The sequence below is a fragment of the Micromonospora palomenae genome (assembly GCF_007829925.1).
Lineage (GTDB): Bacteria > Actinomycetota > Actinomycetes > Mycobacteriales > Micromonosporaceae > Micromonospora > Micromonospora purpureochromogenes.
In genome coordinates, this window is sequence record NZ_VIXA01000003.1 from 49,756 (window position 1) to 71,062 (window position 21,307).

Consider the following 21,307-nt stretch of genomic DNA (forward strand, 5'->3'; position numbering starts at 1 on the left):
CGGTAGGAAGCGGACGCCAGCCGGCCCGGTCGACTAGTCTGCACGCCGCACGGGGGACACGGGGGAAGGAACGCGACATGACCACGGACGACACCAGGTCGAGGCAACCGGCGTCGCCCGGCCTCGCCGAGGCGGCCGCGGGCGAGTGGGAGCCGTGGGCGGGGCCCCGGCCGTCGCACGGGCGGATGAACCGCCTGGCGATCGCCGCCTTCGTCCTCGGCCTGCTCGGCGGCGTGCTGGGGGCGGTGGCCGGAGTGGTCGCGCTGCGCCGGATCAGGCGGACCGGGGAGCGGGGCCGGGGTCTGGCGGTCGCCGGCCTGGTGCTCTGCGGCGTCTGGGCGCTCGCGCTGGCGCTGGTCCTCACCGGGGTGGTGTCCCGGCCTGACCCGGCGGTCGGCGTCCGGGGGCTGCGGGCGGGTGACTGCTTCCGCGTCGACGACACCCCCACGGGTACGCGCACCGCGCCGGAGGAGGTCGCCACGGTGCCCTGCACCGCGCCGCACGACGCGGAGCTGGTCGACCGCCTGCCCGCCTACGTGCGGCACGCCGGTGAGGCGTACCCGGGCACGGCCGCGCTGTCGGCGCGGGCCGAGACGGCCTGCCGGCAGCAGCAGCGCAGCTACGTCCTCGACCCGCTCTCGCTCCCGCCGGACGTGCGGCTGCGCTGGTACGTCCCGTCGCGGGTCGAGTGGCCGACCTATCCGCAGATCACCTGCTATCTGGCCGCCGGGTCGACGCCGTTGACCCGGCAGCTGCGCCAGGACGCCACGGTGGTCCGTCCCGAGCAGCTGGCCTACCTGATGGCGACCCGCGAGCTCGACGAGGCCCGGGCCGTCCTCGCCGCCCAGGGTCCGACCGCCGCGCCGGCGGAGCTGCGCGCCATGGTGGCCCGGACGGCGACGGCCAACGGCCGGTTCTGGCTCGCGCTCAGCGCCCAGGCGTGGCCGGCGCAGGTCAAGGAGCCGATGGAGAAGCTGATCGCCGAGGCGCAGGAGGCCGCGGCGTACTGGCGGGACGCCGAGAAGGCCGCCGACCGTGACCAGACGCTCCGGCTGGTGGCGCAGGCCGAGCAGCGTCGCGAGCCGCAGACGGAGCTGGCCGTACGCCGGGCCCTGGGTCTGTCCACCGTGCAGGGCGAACCGGCGCGCTGACACGCGCGAGCCCCGCCGGTCGCGTCCGGGGACGCGGCGCGGCGGGGCTGCGGAGGTGCGGTCGTCAGTGGTTGGTGCGCGGGTCGTCGTCGCGGCTGCGGCTGCCCGCCTTCGCCAGGCCCCGGCTGACCAGGTAACCGATCGTCAGCAGGGTGATGAACCACCAGGCCTTGTCGGCGGCGAAGTAGTCCCCGCCGTTGTTGGCGGCGCCGTCGCCGACGGCGTTCGAGGCGATCAGCACGCCGATCACGGAGAGCAGGTAGACGGCGAGCTCGCTGGTCTTCCACGAGGGCTTGGTCTCGTCGCCGTGCCGACGGGCGACCCGCACGTCGTGGTGGCCGAGGTGGTCGTCGTGGTGGTCGACGCCGTGGGTGGTGACGTTGGTGCCGGTGGGCGTGGTCATGTCAGCTCCAAAGGGGATAACTTCGTGTGGTTAGTCCTCTACGGGCTTTTTCAGCCTGCCCGTGCCGAAGCTTGTACCCTGGGCGACTTCGCCGAAACGACAGATTTTCAGGAAAGTCTCAGGAGGGGGCGACGGACCGTCCCCGACCGGCCACTCGGCCGGCCCGGTGCCGCACGTTCCGGCGAGGCCGGGCGGCACCGGCGAGCCCTAGGCTGGGAGCGACGCCGCTGATCACCCCGGCGGTGGGGGACGGGGGCCGACGATGGAGACGTGCCACCAGGCTGCAGCCTCGACGGGTGCCGCTCAGGAAGCGGTGACCGCCCGGTACGCGTCCTCGATGCGGGCCGCCAGCAGAACCTCGCCCTCGGTCAGCGGCTCACCGTCGCCGTGCCCGACCCGGATCTGGGTCTCCTCGTCCCGACGACTGATCTCGGGACGTAGCCGGAGCGCGTCCGCGACCACCTTGACCCGCTCGGTCAGCGCCGCGTGCTGGGTGTCGTCCATCACGAGGGTCCGCCGGATCTGCTCACCCTCGCGGGTCCACCCGGTGAGGAGCGTCAGCGCGTCGCTGAGGTAGTCGTGCTTCGACCGGCTGTTGAACAGCCCGCGCATCACCGCACCTCCCAGGCGTCGTTGCCGGCTTGTGGCCAAATCGTCGCCGTCCCGTGTCCTCGCGATGTTCCCTAGTCTGTCGTCAGTGGGACGGTGTGTCCACGCCCACACTTCCGTGTTCTGCTGACCTACCGGTCGGGGACGGTACCCAAACCGACGATTGATCTGGCACGCTGGACGCCCGTGCGGACCGAACGGGTAGGCGGAAGCGGACAGGTCGAACGGCGTGAGCCGAAGGTGATCGTCGGGGCGGCGATCATCCGCGACGGGCGGGTGCTGGCCTGCGCGCGGTCCGCGCCGCCGGAGGTGGCCGGGATGTACGAGTTCCCCGGCGGCAAGGTCGAGCCGGGCGAGAGCGAGACCGCCGCGCTGGCCCGTGAGTGCGCCGAGGAGCTGGCCGTACGCGTCGAGATCGGTGACCGCGTGGGGCGCGACGTCCGGATGGCCCACGGCCGCTCGGTGCTCAAGGTGTACACGGCCCGGCTCCTGCACGACGACCAGCCGAAGGCGCTGGAGCACCTCGCCATGCGCTGGCTCTCCGCCGCCGAGCTGGACACCGTCACCTGGCTCCCCGCCGACGTCCCCATCGTGGCCGCCCTCCGCCCCCTGCTGCTGGCCGCTCCCTGACCCCGGGGGGTCCTCCGGCGATCATGAAGTTGTCGCTCCGACACGCCGAGCCGGCGGGCAACAGCTTCATGATCGACGAGCGGGACGACCCGGGGGAAAGCGACAGGGGGATTAAAAGGGGACGGGGGCCGGCGGCTGTCGCCGCGGCCCCCGTCGATGCTTGTCCTGATCAGTGCTTCTCGTCCTGGCTCGGGTGAGCGAAGTTGAGGTGCTCCGGCGGCAGCGGGAAGGTGACGTCGTCGCCGAACGGGGACGGGGCCGCCGCCCGGTCGAAGGTCAGCTCCGTCAGCGGCAGCCGGCCGGTGGCGTCCACCGCCGGGGCGGTCGGGTGCGGGACCTCGCGGTGCCAGTTCACACCCTGCTGGGCCTGCACCTCGGCGTGCGGATCGTGCGAACCCCCCGCGTGCGAGTGGACCCCAGCCTGACGAGCGCCGCTGTGCACCACGGACTCCTTCCCCGCGCTGCCCGCGGTGCTTTGGGGCGTGTCACCCCGACGGAAGATCTTGCTACCAAGCCACACAAGGGGATCGTACCTGCGGTCGACGACCCGCTCCTTCATGGGGATGATCCCGTTGTCAGTGATCTTGATGTGCTCGGGGCAGACCTCGGTGCAGCACTTGGTGATGTTGCAGAACCCCAGCCCCTGCTCGGCCTGCGCGTAATCCTTGCGGTCCGTCTTCGCGTCCAGCGGGTGCATGTCCAGCTCCGCGGCCCGGATGAAGAACCGAGGGCCGGCGAAGGCCTGCTTGTTCTCCTCGTGGTCGCGGATCACGTGGCAGACGTTCTGGCACAGGAAGCACTCGATGCACTTGCGGAACTCCTGCGAGCGCTCCACGTCGACCTGCTGCATCCGGTAGTCCCCGGGCGCCACGTCGGCCGGCGGCGCGAAGGCCGGCGTCTCCCGGGCCTTCTCGTAGTTGAACGAGACGTCGGTGACCAGGTCCCGGATGACCGGGAAGGTACGCAGCGGGGTGACCGTGACCGTCGCGCCCTCCTCGAAGGTCGACATCCGGGTCATGCAGCTCAGCCGCGGCTTGCCGTTGATCTCCATCGAGCAGGAGCCGCACTTGCCCGCCTTGCAGTTCCACCGGCAGGCGAGGTCGGGCGCGTCGGTGGCCTGGAGCCGGTGGATGACGTCGAGGACCACCTCGCCCTCGTTCACCTCGACCGTGTAGTCCTGCAGGTCGCCGCCGGTCTCGTCGCCCCGCCAGATCCGGAACTGTCGCTTGTTGCCCATTACTTGCCCGCCTCCTCAGCGAGGGCGTCGAACTCCGCGAGCTCCTCGTCGGTCAGGTACTTGGCCAGCTCGGCACGGTCGAAGAGGCCGATCAGCTCCGGCCGCATCGTCGGCAGCGGCTTGTGGTCCAGGCGTACGGTGTCGCCGTCCAGGGAGCAGACCAGGTTGACCCGCCGCCACTTCGGCTCCATCGCCGGGAAGTCCTCCCGGGTGTGCCCGCCGCGGGACTCCTGCCGCTCCAGCGCGGCCTTCGCGGTGCACTCCGACACCACCAGCATGTTGCGCAGGTCCAGGGCCAGGTGCCAGCCCGGGTTGTAGCGCCGGCCGCCGCTGGCGCTGACCTTGGCGACCCGCTCACGCAGCTCCGCCAGCCGGCGCAGCGCGTCGACCAGCTCACCCTCACGCCGGATGATCCCGACCAGGTCTCCCATGACCGCCTGGAGGTCCTGCTGGAGGGTGTACGGGCTCTCGCCGGTGTCCCGCTGCAGGGGTGCCAGCGCCGTCTCCACCGCCGCCTCCACCGCGCCGATCGACACCTTCGGCCGCGCGCCGAGCTGGTCGGCGTACGAGGCCGCGTGCCCGCCGGCCCGCTTGCCGAAGACCAGCAGGTCGGACAGGGAGTTGCCGCCGAGGCGGTTGGAGCCGTGCATGCCCCCGGAGACCTCGCCCGCGGCGAAGAGCCCGCGCACGGTGCCGTACGCGGCCCCCGAGTCCGGGTCCACCTCCACGCCACCCATCACGTAGTGGCAGGTCGGGCCGACCTCCATCGGCTCGGCGGTGATGTCGACGTCGGCCAGCTCCTTGAACTGGTGGTACATCGACGGCAGCCGGCGACGGATCTCCTCCGCCGAGCGGCGGGAGGCGATGTCCAGGTAGACGCCGCCCGCGGGCGTACCCCGGCCGGCCTTGACCTCGCTGTTGATCGCGCGGGCGACCTCGTCGCGGGGGAGCAGCTCCGGCGGGCGCCGGTTGTTGTCCGGGTCGGTGTACCAGCGGTCCGCCTCCTCCTCGGTCTCCGCGTACTGCTTGCGGAAGACGTCGGGGACGTACTCGAACATGAACCGCTTGCCCTCGGAGTTCTTCAGCACGCCGCCGTCGCCGCGCACCGACTCGGTGACCAGGATGCCCTTCACCGAGGGCGGCCAGACCATGCCGGTGGGGTGGAACTGGAGGAACTCCATGTTGATCAGCGTCGCCCCGGCGCGCAGCGCCAGCGCGTGACCGTCCCCGGTGTACTCCCAGGAGTTCGAGGTGACCTTGTAGGACCGGCCGACGCCGCCGGTGGCCAGCACCACCGCCGGCGCCTCGAAGAGGACGAACTCGCCGGACTCCCGGTAGTAGCCGAACGCGCCGGCGATCCGGTCACCGTCGAGCAGCAGCTCGGTGATCGTGGTCTCGGAGAAGACCTTGATCCGGGCCTCGTAGTCGCCGTGGTCGCGCTTGTCCTCCTGCTGGAGGGAGACGATCTTCTGCTGGAGGGTGCGGATCAGCTCCAGGCCGGTGCGGTCGCCGACGTGCGCCAGCCGCGGGTACTCGTGACCGCCGAAGTTGCGCTGGGAGATCTTCCCGTCCTTGGTGCGGTCGAAGAGCGCCCCGTAGGTCTCCAGCTCCCAGATCCGCTGCGGCGACTCCTTCGCGTGCAGCTCGGCCATCCGGAAGTTGTTGAGGAACTTGCCGCCGCGCATGGTGTCGCGGAAGTGGACCTGCCAGTTGTCCCGGTTGTTCACGTTCCCCATGGCGGCCGCCGCGCCGCCCTCGGCCATCACGGTGTGCGCCTTGCCGAAAAGCGACTTGGAGATGATCGCGGTCTTCTTGCCCGCCAGGCGGGCCTCGATCGCCGCGCGCAGGCCGGCGCCGCCGGCCCCGATCACGACGACGTCGTAGTGGTGTCGTTCGATGCGAGTGGTAGTCGTCATGTCCAGGCGCCCTCTAGTTGATGAACCGCAGGTCGTTGAACCAGCCGGCCGCGACCGCCATGACGTAGAAGTCCGTCAGGGCGAGGGTGCCGAGGGTGATCCAGGCGAGCTGCATGTGCCGGACGTTCAGGGCGGAGACGAAGGTCCAGGCCTTGTACCGCATCGGAGCCTTCGAGAAGTGCTTGAGCCGCCCGCCGATGATGTGCCGGCAGGAGTGGCAGGAGATGGTGTACGCCCACAGCATCACCACGTTGCCGAGCAGGATGATGTTGCCCAGCCCGAAACCGAAGCCCTTCGGCGAGTGGAAGGCCAGGATCGCGTCCCAGGTGTTGATCAGCGAGATGATCGCGGCGGCGTAGAAGAAGTAGCGGTGCAGGTTCTGCCCGAGCAGCGGGAACCGGGTCTCGCCGCTGTACGCCTTGTGCCCGTCCGGCACCGCGCACGCCGGCGGCGACAGCCAGAACGAGCGGTAGTACGCCTTGCGGTAGTAGTAGCAGGTCAACCGGAACAACAGCAGGAACGGCAGGGTCAGCGCGGCGTCCGGGACGATCCACCAGCCGGGGAGGAACCGGCCGAAGTGCGAGGCGCCCTCCACGCACCGGTCGGTCACGCACGGGGAGTAGAACGGGGTCAGGTAGTGGTACGCGTCGACCCAGTACCACTTGTGCATGAAGACCCGGACCGTCGCGTACGCGACCCAGGCGCTGAGCCCGAGGAAGGTGAGCAGTGGGGCGAGCCACCATCGGTCGGTCCGCAACGTCTTCGCCGCGATGGCGGCGCGCGCCCGCGCCCCCAGCGGCTTCGTTGCCGTTGATGTCATTCGAGTCGTCTCCCTGACGGGGCCCTCGCGGGCGGCGGATCACGTTCCGTTCGGTCAGCGGACCGGTGGGACTGGGGTCCACTGCCACGTCTTTGCGCACACCAACGACCGCACCGGCATGACGGCGCAGCTAAGTGACACACGTTACGCCGATCTCCACGGCCCGGCCGCGCAACGCAGTGTCCCGTGTGTCCCGCAGGTTGGAAAGACCCGGAGCATGATCAATGTGCGGTGGCCGGAAAAGATCGTCCCCGGTGGACGCCGGACGGTCAGCCGGAGGCGCCGCCGGTGAAGTTCCACGCCGCCAGGCGCAGCGCCGGCGCCTCCCACCAGACCCCGTCCAGCCGGTCCGGCTGGCGGACCGGCCGTCGGCCGAGGCCGAGCACCGCGCCCGGCGCCAGCGCCCGCGGGTACGACTCGGTGAACCGGAAGTCACGGACCGCCCGGGTCGGCACGCCGTCCTCGACCAGCCACACCCCGTTGCGGGTCAGGCCCGTGATCACCAGGCTCTTCGGATCGAGCACCCGGGTGTACCAGAAGTCGCTGACCAGCAGTCCGCGTTCCATCCCGGCGACCAGCGCGGCGGTGTCCCCGTCCGCCACCGCCCCGGGCGTGACGTCGGCACCGCCGTCGGGCCGCCCGGCGGGGCCGGCCGCGGCGAGCAGGCGGAGGTTGCGCGGGATCGGGCCGAAGGTGGACGCGCCGACCATGCCGTGGCCGGTGGACCCGGTGCCCACCTCGGCGCCGCTGCGCCGGTCGTGCGCCACCGCGCTGGTCACCCCGGCCTCGACCAGCGTCAGCGCCCGCCGGGCGCTGCCCTCCAGGTCGTACGGCAGGGCGGAGGCGTGCAGCGGGTCGTCGACCAGGGTCACCGACGGGTCGAACTGGGCGGTGCCCGGCTCGGCGAAGGACTGCCGCTCGGCGTACCGCTTGCCGTTGAAGCCGTACCAGGAGAAGTTCTGCAGCAGGTCGCCCACCGCGGCCGGCTCCAGCACCACCTCGTACCGGCCCGGGGGCAGCTCCACCGGGTCGGCGGCGGCGCGCGCCTTGCCGGCGGCCCGGGCGCCCAGCGTCGCCCCGTCGAGGTCGGACAGGCGGTCGGCGCAGAGCCGCGCCACCCCGTCCGCGCCGCCGGCCCGGGCGATGCCGTCCATCGCCGCCTCGGTGGTGCGGCCCTGCGCGGTGTGGCCGGCGGAGTTGGCGAACGCCCCGGACCGGTACGACGTCCGGCAGTAGCCGGCCGCCTCCAGACCGCCCACCGCGTCGACGAAGGCGCGGACCCGGTCCGCCCGCGCGTCCGGCTCGGCGTAGGCGGTGTCCTCGTCGAGCAGGCCGCTGGAGCGCACCGCCGTGGGCGGGGTCAGCCCCGGCCAGGCCGGGTCCGGCGGGCAGAGCCGCGCCGCCGCCAACGTCCGCTCGACCAGCGCATGCAGGCCGTCGGCGTCGACCAGGCTGCCACCGCCGGCGGCGGTCCGGCCGTCGACGTGCAGCCGCAGCCGCACCGAGACCCCGGACTCGGCCACGTTCTGGTGGATGAAGGAGTTCGCGAACCGGGTCAGCGCCAGGTCGTGCCGGGTCACCGCCACCTCGGCCTGCGCGTCGGGGCCGGCCAGCCGGTGGACCAGCTCCACCACCTGACCGGCGACGTCCAGCTCGGTCATGCGTGCACCCCCACTCGGACGGAACGGAAGCGGGCCGGCGCGGCCGGGTGGCCGGTGTGGCCGACCTGGCCGGGCTGGCCCTTTCCGCAGTTGGGCGTGCCCCAGGCGACGGTCTCGGAGGAGAGCATGTCCATCGAGCGCCAGAAGAGCGGGCCGATGCCGGTGTAGGTGGGGTTGCGCAGCATCCGCCCGCGCCGGCCGTTCTTCACCTCCCAGCCGATCTCGCAGCCGAACTGGAAGTTGAGCCGCTTGTCGTCGATCGACCAGGAGCGGTTGACGTCCATCAGCACCCCGTCGTCGGTGGCGGCGATGATCTCGTCGAGCGTGTGCGGGCCGGGCTCCAGGCCCACGTTGGTCATCCGCACCATCGGCAGCCGGGCCCAGCCGTCGGCCCGTACGCTGCCGCCGTAGTCGAGACCGGCGACGGCGGCCGAGTCCCGGCCGGCGAGCACCCCCACCCAGCGCCCCTCGCGGACCGCGTCCCGGCGGACCGCCGGGGAGCCCTCGTCGTCGAAGCCGAAGCTGCCCAGCGCGCCCGGGATGGTCGGGTCGATGGTGACGTTCATCAGCTCGGAGCCGTAGCGCAGCGAGCCGAGCTGGGCCAGGTCCAACCAGGACGTGCCGGCGAAGGCGGCCTCCCAGCCGAGGATGCGGTCCAGCTCGATGGCGTGGCCGACCGACTCGTGGATCTGCAGGGCGAGCTGTTCGCCGCCGAGGATGAGGTCGGTCTCGCCGGCCGGGCACTCGGGCGCGGTGAGCAGCGCCCGGGACTCCTCGGCGATGCGCGCGGCGTGCGCGGTGAGGTCCAGCGACTCGACCAGCTCCCAGCCGGTGGTGCCGTACTGGCCGCGGTAGCTGGGGTAGGAGCGGCGCTGGGTCTCGCCGTCACCGATGGAGGTGGCCGAGATGCCGCCGCCGCACTCGCGGATGCGCTGGTCGATCCGGTGCCCCTCGCTGGAGACGAACCACTTGGCGGTGTCCCAGATCTGGTAGAGCCCCTCGGCCAGGTCGGCGCCGTGCTCCCGCATCGTTGCGGTGGCCCCGACCAGCAGGTCACCCTTGTCGGAGAGGGCGACCCCGAGCGGGTCGACCCGGCACGACGAGGCCCAGCTCGCCACGGCCGCCTTGGTCGGCACCAGGTCGATCGGCGGGCCGGGCACCCGCGCGCTCGCGGCGGCGATCGCCGCGGCGCGCCGGCCGGCATCGCGGGCCGCCGCGTCGGACAGCTCGGGTACGGCGTGAAAGCCCCAGCTCGACCCGACCAGCGCCCGCACCCCCAGGCCGATGCTCTCGTCCTGGGTCAGCTCCTCGATGGCGCCGTTGCGGGCCGACATCGACTCGTAGCGGCGGTGCATCACCCGGGCGTCCGCGTACCGGGCGCCCGCGTCGAGGGCGGCCTGGACGGCGGCGGAGGCCGCGTCGAACTCGGTCATGCGCCCGACCCTAGGCGAGCCGGCCGACGTTCGTCAGGAGACGAGATCCTCCGGCCGGATGGTGGCCTGCACGGGCTCGGTCAGCGTCAAGGTCTCGCCGCGCTTGACCGAGGACTGTTCGACGTAGTTGCGGCCCCGGCGGCGGAAGAGGCGCAGACCACCCGTCTCCTGCTCGATCAGCAGGTACCACTCGATGCCGGCGGCGGCGTAGTAGTGCATCTTGAGCACCTTGTCGGTGGCCGCGTTGCTGGGCGAGATGATCTCGCAGATGAGCCGGACGTCGGCTGCCTCGATCATGAGCTCGTCCAGGTCGACCGGCCCGGTGATGACGAGATCGGGAATGGGGACCCGGCCCGGTCGGAGCCGGACGTTCACCGCCTCCAGGAGTTCGAGCCCGGCGGTCTCCGCCGCGGCTTCGAGGATATTGCCCAATTTGCGCGAGAGGCGCTGGTGGCGGGGAGTGGGGGCCGGGGTCACGTGGAGGCTCCCGTCGAAGAGTTCGACGCGTTGCTGCGTCTCGCCGAGGGCGAGGTACTCCTCTTCGGTCCACGGTCCCTCGTGGTCGAACACCGCCGCGGTCATGGTCACCTCCACCTCTCTCGCGCGACGCCTCTCGTGCCTGCCGCGACCATCGTCGCACCTCAGGTGTGACGGCCCGACCGGCGACACCGGATCACGGTGGTGGATGTCCTGGTGAGGGCTGTTCACGCCCGTTGTCGACTCGTTACGCTGTGGGCCGCTGACAGCCCGCCGCTTGTAGCTTATTTTCACCCTCGAAGTTTTGTTGTAGGTTCTCTACAACCTGAGGGAGGCGGTCGTGGACAGTCCGGAACCCGTGCCGTCCGGGCAGTCGGACGACCGCCCCGGCGTGCCGGAGCAGCGCACTGTCGAGGCGCCCCACCTGCGGGTCGACGACCTCCGGGTCCGCTTCGACACCACCGACGGGGTGGTACGCGCGGTCGACGGGGTCTCCTTCTCGGTGGCGCGCGGGCGCACGCTCGGCATCGTCGGCGAGTCCGGCTCGGGCAAGAGCGTCACCTCGCTGGCCATCCTGGGCCTGCACGACGCCAAGCGGACCACCATCACCGGTGAGATCACCCTCGGTGGTCGTCAACTGGTCGGCCTCGCCGACGAGGAGGTGCGCCGGCTGCGCGGCCGGGACATGGCGATGATCTTCCAGGACCCGCTGTCGGCACTGCACCCGTACTACACGGTGGGCCGGCAGATCGCCGAGGCGTACCGGGTGCACCACCCGGGGGCGGGCCGGCGGGAGGCGCGTACCCGGGCGGTCGACATGCTCGGCCGGGTCGGCATCCCGCAGCCGGCGCGCCGCTTCGACCAGTACCCGCACGAGTTCTCCGGCGGCATGCGGCAGCGGGCGATGATCGCGATGGCGCTGGTCAACGACCCGGACCTGCTGATCGCCGACGAGCCGACCACCGCCCTCGACGTGACCGTGCAGGCGCAGATCCTGGACCTGCTCACCGACCTGCAGGCCGAGTTCCACTCGGCGATCATCCTGATCACCCACGACCTGGGCGTGGTCTCCCAGGTCGCCGACGACGTGCTGGTGATGTACGGGGGCCGGGCGGTCGAGCGGGGCACGGTCGAGCAGGTGCTGCGGCGCCCGCAGCACCCGTACACCTGGGGGTTGCTGTCGAGCGTGCCCTCGCTGCACGGCGACGCGGACGCGGACCTGGTGCCGATCCCCGGTACGCCGCCCTCGCTGATCAACCTGCCGTCGGGCTGCGCGTTCCACCCGCGCTGCCGGTACGCCGGCCGCAACGGTGACCGCTCGCGCACCGAGGTGCCCGAGCTGGGCCCGGCGGGCGAGGCCGGCCACCTGGTCGCCTGCCATCTGCCGGCGGCCGACCGCAGCCGGCTCTACCAGGAGGACGTGGCACACGTGGGGGTGGCCCGGTGAGCGCGAACAACGCCGCGGAGCGGACATCCGGGGCCACGGCGGCGACCGACGAACCGCTGCTGCGGGTACGCGGGCTGACCAAGCATTTCCCGGTGCGCACCGGACTGCGCAGCCGGGGGCTGGTGCGGGCGGTCGACGGGTTGGACTTCGACGTGCGGCCGGGGGAGACCCTGGGCCTGGTCGGGGAGTCCGGCTGCGGCAAGACCACCACCGGCCGGATGCTGGTGCGGCTGCTGGAGCCCAGCGCCGGGACCATCGAGTTCGCCGGCCGGGACATCACCCACGCCCGGCGGCGGGAGCTGCGGCCGCTGCGGCAGGACCTCCAGATCATCTTCCAGGACCCGTACGCCTCGTTGAACCCCCGGCACACCGTGGGCCGGATCGTGGCGATGCCGTTGCAGGTCAACGGCATCGACCCGCCCGGCGGGGTGCGCAAGCGGGTGCAGGAACTGCTGGAGCTGGTCGGGCTGAACCCGGAGCACTACAACCGCTACCCGCACGAGTTCTCCGGCGGGCAGCGGCAGCGCATCGGCATCGCCCGGGCGCTGGCGCTGCGGCCCAAGCTGATCGTCGCCGACGAGCCGGTCTCCGCGCTGGACGTCTCGATCCAGGCGCAGGTGATTAACCTGCTCCGGGACCTGCAACGCGACCTCGACCTGGCGTTCGTGTTCATCGCCCACGACCTGGCCGTGGTGCGGCACTTCTGCCAGCGGGTCGCCGTCATGTACCTCGGCCGGATCGTCGAGATCGGCGACCGGACCGACATCTACGAACGGCCGCAGCATCCGTACACCCGGGCCCTGCTGTCGGCGATCCCGGACGTGACGGCGCTCGGCCCGGCCGGGCGGATCCGGCTGGCCGGCGACGTCCCGACGCCGCTGGACCCGCCCTCGGGCTGCCGGTTCCGCACCCGCTGCTGGAAGGCGCAGGACGTCTGCGCCACCGAGGAACCGGCCCTGGTGCCCCGGAACGGCGGCCGGCAGGCCACCGCCTGCCACTTCCCCGAAGGGGAACCGGCCGGCACGAGCCCCGAAGGGGAACCGGCTGGCGCGAGCCCGGAGTCCGGCCCGGTGGCCGCCGCCGGCCCGGTGGTTCCGGTGCGGCGGGCGGAGTCGGTGGAGTCGGCGGAGTCGGCGGCTCCGGCCGGGTCAACGCCCCCGGCCGGGTCGGTGGGCGCGAGCGGCGAGGAGGTGGCGAAGTGAGTCTGTCCCCGATCGAGGGCGTGGCGCTGGCCGAGATCGAGTCCGGCGGCGACGGCGACGCGCCGCGGAGCAGAGGCGTCGTCGGCCGGTCGCCCGGGCAGCTCGCTCTGGCCCGGCTGCGCCGGGACCGGACCGCCCGGGTCAGTGCCGCCCTGCTGGTCTTCTTCGTGGTGGTCGCGCTGGTCGCCCCGCTGCTGTCCATGGTGTACGGCGTCGGTCCCGGCCAGGACTTCAAGGACAAGCTGGACCGGTGCTGCGGCATGCCGCTGGGCTATCTGGGCGGCATCTCCGGCGAGCACTGGTTCGGGCTGGAGCCCGGCACCGGCCGGGACATCTTCATCCGGATGGTGTACGGGCTGCGGACGTCCCTGCTGATCGCCTTCTCGGCGGCGGTGCTCAGCACCGCGCTCGGCGTGACGCTCGGTGTCGTCGCCGGCTACCTCGGCGGCTGGGTCGACGCGGTGATCACCTGGATCACCGACCTGGTGCTGGCCATGCCGTTCCTGATCATCGCGCTGGCCCTGACGCCGACGCTGGTGCTGCGCTTCTACGGCCAGCGCGCCGCGGTGCCCGAGGCGTTCGGCGTGGCGATGCTGATCGGGATCTTCGCGGTCTTCGGCTGGACCAGCACCGCCCGGCTGGTCCGCGGGCAGGTGATCGCGCTGCGCGAGCGGGAGTTCGTGGAGGCGGCCCGGGCCAGCGGCGCCGGCCTGGGGCACATGCTCTTCCGGCAGTTGCTGCCGAACATCTGGGCGCCGATCCTGGTGGCCTTCTCGCTGGCGGTGCCGCAGTTCATCACCAGCGAGGCGGCGCTGGCCTTCATCGGCGTCGGGCTCTCCGAGGAGACGCCGAGCTTCGGCCGGATGATCTTCCGGAGCCTGCGGTACCTGGAGACCGACCCGATGTACGTCTTCTTCCCCGGCGTCACGATCTTCCTGCTGGTGCTGGCCTTCAACCTCTTCGGGGACGCGCTGCGCGACGCGCTCGACCCGAAGTCGTCGCGGTAGGGGTGCCGACATGGCCCGTTTCCTGATCAAGCGGATCTTCTCCGCCGCCCTCACCCTCTTCGTGGTGAGTGTGCTGACCTTCCTGATGTTCTTCGCGCTGCCCCGCGACCCGGTCAGCGGCATGTGCCCGAAGAACTGCAACCCGGAGCGGCTGGAGCGGGTACGCCAGGAGCTGGGGCTGCGCGACCCGCTCGTCACCCAGTACGCCGGCTACATGAAGGGCATCTTCACCGGCCGGGACCTGGGCAGCGCCCAGGGCGGTCGGTGTGACGCCCCCTGCCTGGGCTGGTCGTACGTGGCCAACGAGGCGGTCTCCGACACCATCGCCCGGGTGCTGCCGGTGACGCTGAGCATCGTGATCCCGGCGGCGATCCTCTGGTTGCTGCTCGGGGTGGGTCTCGGCATGATCTCCGCGCTGCGCCGGGGCACCTGGGTGGACCGGGCGGCGATCGGCTTCTCGCTGACCGGCGCCTCGTTGCAGCTCTACTTCGTCGGCGCGGTGCTGCTGCTGGTCTTCGTCTACACCACGCGGCTGCTGCCGGTGCCCAGCTACACGTCGATCGTCGACAATCCGCTGAGGTGGGCGAGCGGGCTGGTGCTCGCCTGGGTCGCGCTGGCCTTCCTCTTCTCCGCGATCTACGCCCGGCTGTCCCGGGCGCAGATGCTGGAGACGCTGTCGGAGGACTTCGTCCGGACCGCGCGGGCCAAGGGCCTGGCCAAACCCCAGGTGTACGGGCGGCACGCGCTGCGCGCGGCGATCACCCCGGTGGTCACCATCGCCGGGCTGGACGTCGGCGGGGCGCTGGGCGGCACGGTGATCACCGAGCTGACCTTCGGCCTGACCGGGCTGGGGCGTACCGCCGTGGACGCGGTCAAGGGCGGTGACCTGCCCACCATCATGGCCACCGTGCTGATCGCGGCCTTCTTCGTGGTGGTCGCCAACCTGGTGGTGGACCTGCTCTACGCCGCGATCGACCCGCGGGTGCGGCTGGGCTGAGGCCGTCGCGGGTCGGGCGCGGACACCCGATGTACGCGCCGTTGAAATTTATCGACAACTGTTACACAACTCGAAGGTTTTCTTCTTTACGATCCTCGGGACGTCGGCGGGTCCCCGCCCGGCGCCCGCAGAGCACACGGTGGAGGAGGTACGACATGCGACCACGGGTGGCGGCAGCCGCATCCGGCGCTATCGCACTGGTTGTGGCGTTGGGCGCGTGCACGAAGAACACGGACGACGGCCCGGTGGTGGACAACAACCGGAAGCAGACCGGGGTGATCGCGACCGACCCGAAGGACTCCCAGGGGCCGGCAGCCGAGGTCGAGGGGGCCCAGAAGGGCGGCACCTTCAGCATCATCCGGGAGACCCCCATCTCCCACCTGGACCCGCAGCGGACGTACTCGTTCGCCGGCCTGATGGCCAACCCGCTCTTCGCCCGCTACCTGACCACCTGGAAGGACGACGGCAAGGGCGGCTTGGTGCTCGTCGGTGACCTGGCCGAGACGCCCGGCACCAACGTCAACAACGACTGCAAGGTCTGGGAATTCAAGATCAAGGACGGGGTGAAGTTCGAGGACGGCAGCGCGATCACCTCCAAGGAGATCGCGTACGGCATCGCCCGCTCCTTCGACCCGGACCTGCCCGGCGGCCCGACCTACATCCAGGAGTGGCTGGCCGACAGCCCGCAGTTCGACACCAGGTGGGACTTCAAGAAGAACAAGACCGGGCTGCCCCCGGGCCTGACCACGCCGGATGCGAAGACGCTGCGCTTCGAGTTCGCCAAGCCCCGGTGCGACCTGCCGTTCGCCGTCTCGCTGCCGACCACCGCGCCGCTCAAGCCGGAGATGGACACCGGCGTCAACCTCGACCAGAAGCCGTTCTCGTCGGGGCCGTACAAGGTCGCCAAGCACCAGGTCGGCGTGCAGCTGACCCTGGACCGCAACCCGAACTGGGACCCGAAGACCGACCCGGTGCGGCACCAGTACCCGGACCAGTTCGTCTGGACGTTCGGCCCGACCGCCGACGCCGCGAACAACCGGGTGATCGCCGACAACGGCGCGGACCAGAGCGCGCTCGCGTGGAACTTCGTGCCCGCCTCGCTGGTGGCCAAGGTCGCCGGTGACGCCAACCTGAAGTCGCGGACCATCCTCTCCCCGACGCCGAGCGCCAACCAGCTGGTCATCAACACCCAGCGGGTCACCGACCTCAAGGTCCGGCAGGCGCTCAACTACGCCATCGACCGCGACGGCCTGATCAAGACCATCGGTGGCTCCACCGTGGCGGCCCCGCTGACCACGCTGATGCCGCCGGCGACGATCGGCTACAAGGCGTACGACGCGTACCCGGCGGGCGCCAGCGGCGACATCGACAAGGCCAAGGAGCTGCTCGGCGGCCAGACCCCGCAGCTCGTCCTCGGCGCCTCCGACGACTCGGAGGAGCAGGAGATGGCCACCCAGATCAAGAGCAACCTGGAGAAGGCCGGCTTCAAGATCACGATCCGGAACATCCCGGACGACGCCAAGCTCGACGAGATCAAGAAGAAGAACAACCCCTGGGACCTGTACATCGGCAACTGGGCGGCGGACTGGCCGAGCGGCGCGTCCATCCTGCCGGTGCTCTACGACGGCCGGTCGATCAAGGCCGAGGGCAACAGCAACCAGTCCTACTTCAACGACCCGGCCATCAACGCCGAGTTCGACCGGATCCTGGCCATGGCCCCGGCCGACCAGGGCCCGGAGTGGGGCAAGCTCGATGAGCGGATCATGAAGGAGCACGCCCCGGTGGTGCCGCTCTACGTCGACGTGGCCTACGTCGTGCACGGCTCCAAGGCCGGCGGGGTCTTCATCTCCAGCGTCTTCGGCTACCCGTCCTTCGTCAACGCGCACGTCAAGCAGTAACTCGCGGTAGGGACGGGCCCCGGTCGACAACGATGTCGGCCGGGGCCTTCCGCGTCTCAGAGGTGCGTACGCAGGAAGTCCAGCTCCAGCCGGAGCAGCCGCTCGGACAGCCCGTCGGCGGCCATGTGGCTGGCCCCGGTCAGCGGCAGCACCGCGTGCGGGCGCCCGGTGGCCAGCAGCGCCGCCGACAACCGCAGCGTGTGCGCGGCCACCACGTTGTCGTCGGCCAGGCCGTGCACCAGCAGCAGCGGCCGGGCCTGCTCCGAGTCGAGCAGCGGCTCGGCGGCCAGCTCCACCAGCGAGTGGTGGCCGTACACGTCGATCCCGTCGTCCGGCAGGCCCAGGTAGCGCTCGGTGTAGGCGGTGTCGTACAGGTGCCAGTCGGTGACCGGGGCGCCGGCGATGCCGCAGCGGAACAGCTCCGGGTGCCGCAGCACGGCCAGCCCGGCCAGCCAGCCGCCGAACGACCAGCCCCGGATCGCCACCCGGTCCAGGTCCAGGTCCGGGTGCTTGCCGGCCAGCGCGGTCAGCGCGTCCACCTGGTCGGCAAGGATCACGTCGGCCAGCCGGCGGTGCACCGCCTTCTCGAACGAGGGCGCCACCCCCGGGGTGCCCCGGTTGTCGACGGTCACCACCGCGAAGCCGGAGTCGGCCCACCACTGCCGTTCCAGCCAGGCCGCCCGGGCGGCCACCACCTCCTGGTGCCCCGGACCGCCGTACACGTCCAGCAGCACCGGCAGTCGGGTGCCCTTGACGTGGTCGCTCGGGTAGAGCACGCCGGACGGCAGCCGCCGGTCGGTCACCCGGACCAGCATCGGGCGCGGGGCGTACGGCGGGGTGGCGGCCAGCGAGCGCAACTGGGCCACCTCCCGGTCGCCGCGCCAGACCGACCAGCTCGTCCCCGCGTCGTCCAGCGAGGCGGTGCCCACCACCAGCACGTCCCCGCCGACCGCGGCGGTGTGCCAGCCGGGGGTGCCGCTCATCCGGCGGGCATCCACGCCGCCGCCGATCACCGTGCGGACCCGGTACAGGTGGCGCTGGCTCGGCTCGCCCTCGCTCGCCTCGACCAGCAGGTCCGCCGGGCCGCCGCCGGTGGGCAGCCGCCCCACCACCCGGCGTACGTAGAGCGAGGGCGGGGTGAGCAGGGTGCCGTCGGCGAAGAGGCAGCGGGCGTCGTACCCGTCGTGGGCCAGCTCCCCGCCGACCAGGACCCGGCCGTCCGGCAGGTGCGCCGGGGTGCCCGGGATCGGCTCCACCCAGCGCGGGTCGGCCAGCTCGGCGTGCACCTGGGTCTCCCCGGTGCGCGGGTCCACGGCCAGCACCAGGCCGTGCTGCTGCGAGCGGCGCAGCACCGTGATCAGCGGCCCGCCGTCGGCCCAGCCCACCGACGCCAGGTAGGGGTAGGTCTCCCGGTCCCAGTGCACGTCGACCCAGCCGTCGTCGAGGTCGAGCAGGTGCAGGCTGACCTCGGCGTTCGGCCCACCCGCGCGGGGGTACGCGACCGTGGTCGGCGGGCTCGTCGGGTCGGCCGGGTCGTGCAGGTGCCAGCGCGGCAGCCGGGACTCGTCCACCCGGGCGGCCAGCACCGACCGGCCGTCGGGCGCCCACCAGTAGCCGCGGAACCGGTCGAACTCCTCGGCCGCGACGTGCTCGGCCAGCCCCCAGGTCACGCCGGAGTCCTCGCCGGCCAGCAGGGTGTCGGTGCCGTCGGACTCGACCACCCGCAGCTGGCCCCGGCGGACCCCCTCGGCGGCGTCGGTGACGTACGCCAGCCGCTCGCCGGTCGGGTCCGGCCGCGGGTCGATCACCGGCCCGACGGTCTCCACCTCGACCACGTCGCCGTGCACCAGGTCGGCCCGGAACAGCCGCCCGGCCAGCGCGAAGACCGCCACCCGGCCGGCGGCGTCGAGGGCGTACGAGCCGATGCCGGCGCTGCTGAGCCGCAGCCGTTCGCGCAGCGCCCGCTCGCCGGGGGCGAGCGCGCCCGGTTCGGCGTCGGCGCCGAGCAGCGCGGCCGGGTCGGCGATCAGCCGCTCCTCGCCGCTGGCGACCTCGAGCGACCAGAGTTGCTCGGCCGGGTCCTCGGGACCGCCCGAGCGGAGGAAGACCACCCGGGAGCCGTCGTCGGCCACGGAAACGGCGCGCGGCGCCCCGTGGCTGAACCGACGGGTGCGGGCGGCCAGCTCGGGAAAGTCCACAGCTCCAGATCGTAGGGCGGCTCACGACGTGATGTGGCCGACCTGGGCGGACGCGTCAGGCTCGGCGGACAAGGACCGCCGGTTAGAGTGACGGACGTGACGACGCTGCCCGATCGACGCCTTCTGCTGGTTCACGCGCATCCCGACGACGAGTCCATCGGCACCGGGTCGACGATGGCCTGGTACGCCGCCAGCGGCGCCCACGTCACGCTGGTGACCTGCACTCTCGGCGAGGAGGGCGAGATCCACGTGCCGGAGCTGGCGCAGCTCGCCGCCGCCGAGGCCGACCAGCTCGGCGGCTACCGGATCGGCGAGCTGGCGGCCGCCTGTGCCGCGCTCGGCGTCACCGACCACCGCTTCCTCGGCGGCGCCGGTCGCTACCGCGACTCCGGCATGATGGGGCTCGCCACCAACGAGCACCCCCGGGCCTTCTGGCAGGCCGACCTCGACGAGGCCGCCGGGCACCTGGTGGAGATCATGCGCGAGGTCCGCCCGCAGGTAATGATCACGTACGACCCGAACGGCTTCTACGGGCACCCCGACCACATCCAGGCCCACCGGGTGGCGATGCGGGCGCACGAGCTGGCCGCCGCCGAGGGCTTCGCCCCGGCCAAGGTCTACTGGACGGCCATGCCGCGCAGCGTGCTGGAGGCCGGCCTGACCGCCTTCACCGAGGCGTCCGACAACCCCTTCGACGGCATCGACAGCATCGAGGAGTTGCCCTTCGGCACGCCCGATCCGCAGATCGCCGCGCGGATCGACGCCACCGACCAGCACGCCGCCAAGGAGGCGGCGATGCGGGCGCACGCCACCCAGATCCCGGCCACCTCGTGGCTGTACTCGATCGCCGGCAACTTCGGCGCCGAGTTCATGGGCGTGGAGTACTTCACCCTCGCGGTGGGCGAGAAGGGCCCCGGCAAGGGCCCGTACGGCTGGGAGGACGACCTGTTCGCCGGGCTGGCCGCGGACGGCACCGACCGCTCCCCGGTCGCGGCGGCCGGGCTCCGGTGACCCTGCCCGCCGCGCCGATGACGGTGGTCGAGGAGCAGGTCACACCGCCGCCCCCGGGCCGGTCCACGCGGCTGCTCGACGTCGCCCTGCGGATCGCCGGCGGGCTGGTCTCGGTGGTCGGCGGGGTGCTGGTGGCGCTGCTCGGGCTGCTGCTGTCCACCGTCCGGGTGGGCGGTCACCTGATCGGGGTGTCGGTGCTGGTCACCATCGGTGCGGCGATCGCGGTGAGCTGGTTCGCGTACGCCACGGTCGGCCGCAAGTGGGCGGTGGCGCTGCCGGCGTTGCCGTGGTTCGTGCTGATGGCCGTGGCGGCGGTCCGTACCACCGAGGGCGACCTGCTCGTCGCCGGCGACAACTGGGTGGGGCTGGGCATGATCACCGCCGGGGCGATGACCTTCGCGGTGATGGCGTTCCGGCAGATCCTCGGCCCGCCGCAACGACGTCACGACGGGTGATGACGCCGCACAGCCTGTGGTGGTAGACATTCCTGCCAGAAGGCTCGCCACTGGGGCGGGCGGTACGGCGGGAGGCGTGCGATGGGGAATCGGTGGCGCGCGGTCGGCGTGCTCGCGGGGGCGCTGTTCGCGGTCAACGTGGTGGCTCGGGTGATCATCAAGCTCGGCTTCGACGGGAACGACACCGCCGCCGACCGGGTCTCGCTGGGCATGTTCGTGGTGATCGGGTTGATCCTCGCCGGGGTGGTCTTCGTGCAGGGCCGTACCCGTCCGGTGGGCGCCTGGGGCGCCGACGTTGGCGCGGCGGTGCTGGTGGCGCTGCTGCTCACCGTGCTGGTCGGGCCGCTGCTGGTCGGCAACAACCCGTTCGGCGGGGGCGCCGGGCTGTTCTTCGCCCAGATCTGGCTCTACCTGCTGGCCGCCGGGGCCGGCGTGGCGGTCGGCTACCTGGTGCTCACGGCGCTCGGCCGCGACCACCGCTCCCAGCAGCTCAAGCGGTACGCCGAGATCAAGTCCGCCAAGCCGCGCCGGGTCGTCCGCCGCTGAGGCGGGTGACGTGTCCCGCTCGGGCGGGGTGCGGTCGCGGCCGACTCTGATCGACTCCGTGTCGGCGGAACGGCGGTATCGCGGCGCCCCGATACCGCCACGTCAGCGATACGGAGTGGATCATCCGCCTTCGGCCGGCGGAGTCGGTCAGGTGGGGGCGGCCGCCCCTCGATCGTGCGGCTGTTCGTTCTCCGGCCAGCCGCGGGCCG

At 72.1% G+C, this 21,307-nt stretch carries 19 protein-coding genes; 10 read left to right on the top strand and 9 right to left on the bottom strand.

What is annotated here, in order from left to right:
• Positions 1–77: 77 nt before the first annotated feature.
• Positions 78–1,151, top strand: a complete 1,074-nt coding sequence (locus FHX75_RS21170) for a DUF4190 domain-containing protein (protein WP_170285427.1) — start codon at positions 78–80, stop codon at positions 1,149–1,151.
• 64 nt (positions 1,152–1,215) lie between these two features.
• Here the strand turns inward: FHX75_RS21170 and FHX75_RS21175 are convergent, their stop codons facing one another.
• Positions 1,216–1,554 carry a hypothetical protein gene (locus tag FHX75_RS21175; protein WP_246158415.1) on the bottom strand — a complete coding sequence of 113 codons (339 nt, stop codon included), beginning with the start codon at positions 1,552–1,554 and terminating at the stop codon, positions 1,216–1,218.
• A gap of 303 nt (positions 1,555–1,857) precedes the next feature.
• Complete coding sequence (locus FHX75_RS21180; RefSeq protein ID WP_154942109.1) at positions 1,858–2,166, bottom strand: 4a-hydroxytetrahydrobiopterin dehydratase; 309 nt, start codon at positions 2,164–2,166, stop codon at positions 1,858–1,860.
• Between the two features lie 237 nt (positions 2,167–2,403).
• Here FHX75_RS21180 and FHX75_RS21185 point away from each other — a divergent pair, with 237 nt between their 5' ends.
• On the top strand, positions 2,404–2,793 hold the full coding sequence (locus FHX75_RS21185) for a (deoxy)nucleoside triphosphate pyrophosphohydrolase (protein ID WP_425463529.1): 390 nt from the start codon (positions 2,404–2,406) through the stop codon (positions 2,791–2,793).
• Positions 2,794–2,962: 169 nt separating this feature from the next.
• Here the strand turns inward: FHX75_RS21185 and FHX75_RS21190 are convergent, their stop codons facing one another.
• The 6 genes from FHX75_RS21190 to FHX75_RS21215 all read right to left on the bottom strand — a co-directional run bounded on the left by FHX75_RS21190 (position 2,963) and on the right by FHX75_RS21215 (position 10,442).
• Positions 2,963–4,030 carry a succinate dehydrogenase/fumarate reductase iron-sulfur subunit gene (locus FHX75_RS21190; protein ID WP_154942111.1) on the bottom strand — a complete coding sequence of 356 codons (1,068 nt, stop codon included), beginning with the start codon at positions 4,028–4,030 and terminating at the stop codon, positions 2,963–2,965.
• Positions 4,030–5,946, bottom strand: coding sequence for a fumarate reductase/succinate dehydrogenase flavoprotein subunit (locus tag FHX75_RS21195; protein ID WP_154942112.1), 1,917 nt, complete (start codon positions 5,944–5,946; stop codon positions 4,030–4,032). The genes FHX75_RS21190 and FHX75_RS21195 overlap by 1 nt, the downstream gene beginning before the upstream one ends.
• Positions 5,947–5,959: 13 nt before the next feature.
• Entirely contained in the window at positions 5,960–6,766 is an 807-nt protein-coding gene (locus FHX75_RS21200) for a hypothetical protein (protein ID WP_154942113.1), read from the bottom strand.
• Positions 6,767–7,035: 269 nt separating this feature from the next.
• Positions 7,036–8,427 (bottom strand): TldD/PmbA family protein, encoded by a 1,392-nt coding sequence (locus FHX75_RS21205; RefSeq protein ID WP_154942114.1) that lies wholly within the window; start codon positions 8,425–8,427, stop codon positions 7,036–7,038.
• Positions 8,424–9,860: a TldD/PmbA family protein gene (locus FHX75_RS21210; protein ID WP_154942115.1), complete on the bottom strand. Its 1,437-nt coding sequence runs from the start codon at positions 9,858–9,860 to the stop codon at positions 8,424–8,426. Before FHX75_RS21210 ends, FHX75_RS21205 begins: the two co-directional genes overlap by 4 nt.
• Positions 9,861–9,893: 33 nt before the next feature.
• A complete protein-coding gene (locus FHX75_RS21215; protein WP_154942116.1) occupies positions 9,894–10,442 on the bottom strand; it encodes a Uma2 family endonuclease in 549 nt (182 codons plus the stop codon).
• Positions 10,443–10,728: 286 nt separating this feature from the next.
• On the opposite strand from FHX75_RS21215, the gene FHX75_RS21220 reads away from it, so the two are divergent.
• The 5 genes from FHX75_RS21220 to FHX75_RS21240 all read left to right on the top strand — a co-directional run bounded on the left by FHX75_RS21220 (position 10,729) and on the right by FHX75_RS21240 (position 16,888).
• Positions 10,729–11,784 (top strand): ABC transporter ATP-binding protein, encoded by a 1,056-nt coding sequence (locus FHX75_RS21220; protein ID WP_246158524.1) that lies wholly within the window; start codon positions 10,729–10,731, stop codon positions 11,782–11,784.
• Complete coding sequence (locus tag FHX75_RS21225; protein ID WP_154942118.1) at positions 11,781–12,986, top strand: ABC transporter ATP-binding protein; 1,206 nt, start codon at positions 11,781–11,783, stop codon at positions 12,984–12,986. Before FHX75_RS21220 ends, FHX75_RS21225 begins: the two co-directional genes overlap by 4 nt.
• Positions 12,983–13,993 carry an ABC transporter permease gene (locus FHX75_RS21230; RefSeq protein ID WP_154942119.1) on the top strand — a complete coding sequence of 337 codons (1,011 nt, stop codon included), beginning with the start codon at positions 12,983–12,985 and terminating at the stop codon, positions 13,991–13,993. Before FHX75_RS21225 ends, FHX75_RS21230 begins: the two co-directional genes overlap by 4 nt.
• Positions 13,994–14,003: 10 nt before the next feature.
• Positions 14,004–14,990 (top strand): ABC transporter permease, encoded by a 987-nt coding sequence (locus FHX75_RS21235; RefSeq protein ID WP_154942120.1) that lies wholly within the window; start codon positions 14,004–14,006, stop codon positions 14,988–14,990.
• A 203-nt stretch (positions 14,991–15,193) separates the two neighbouring features.
• Complete coding sequence (locus FHX75_RS21240; RefSeq protein WP_246158417.1) at positions 15,194–16,888, top strand: ABC transporter substrate-binding protein; 1,695 nt, start codon at positions 15,194–15,196, stop codon at positions 16,886–16,888.
• Between the two features lie 56 nt (positions 16,889–16,944).
• Here FHX75_RS21240 and FHX75_RS21245 read toward each other — a convergent pair whose 3' ends face one another.
• Positions 16,945–19,086, bottom strand: coding sequence for a prolyl oligopeptidase family serine peptidase (locus FHX75_RS21245; protein WP_154942122.1), 2,142 nt, complete (start codon positions 19,084–19,086; stop codon positions 16,945–16,947).
• 87 nt (positions 19,087–19,173) lie between these two features.
• Here FHX75_RS21245 and mshB point away from each other — a divergent pair, with 87 nt between their 5' ends.
• The 3 genes from mshB (at position 19,174) to FHX75_RS21260 (ending at position 21,098) form a co-directional block, all read left to right on the top strand.
• On the top strand, positions 19,174–20,097 hold the full coding sequence (gene mshB, locus FHX75_RS21250; protein WP_211364534.1) for an N-acetyl-1-D-myo-inositol-2-amino-2-deoxy-alpha-D-glucopyranoside deacetylase: 924 nt from the start codon (positions 19,174–19,176) through the stop codon (positions 20,095–20,097).
• 17 nt (positions 20,098–20,114) lie between these two features.
• Entirely contained in the window at positions 20,115–20,552 is a 438-nt protein-coding gene (locus FHX75_RS21255; protein WP_154942695.1) for a hypothetical protein, read from the top strand.
• Positions 20,553–20,633: 81 nt separating this feature from the next.
• Entirely contained in the window at positions 20,634–21,098 is a 465-nt protein-coding gene (locus FHX75_RS21260; RefSeq protein ID WP_154942124.1) for a hypothetical protein, read from the top strand.
• Positions 21,099–21,307: the final 209 nt, after the last annotated feature.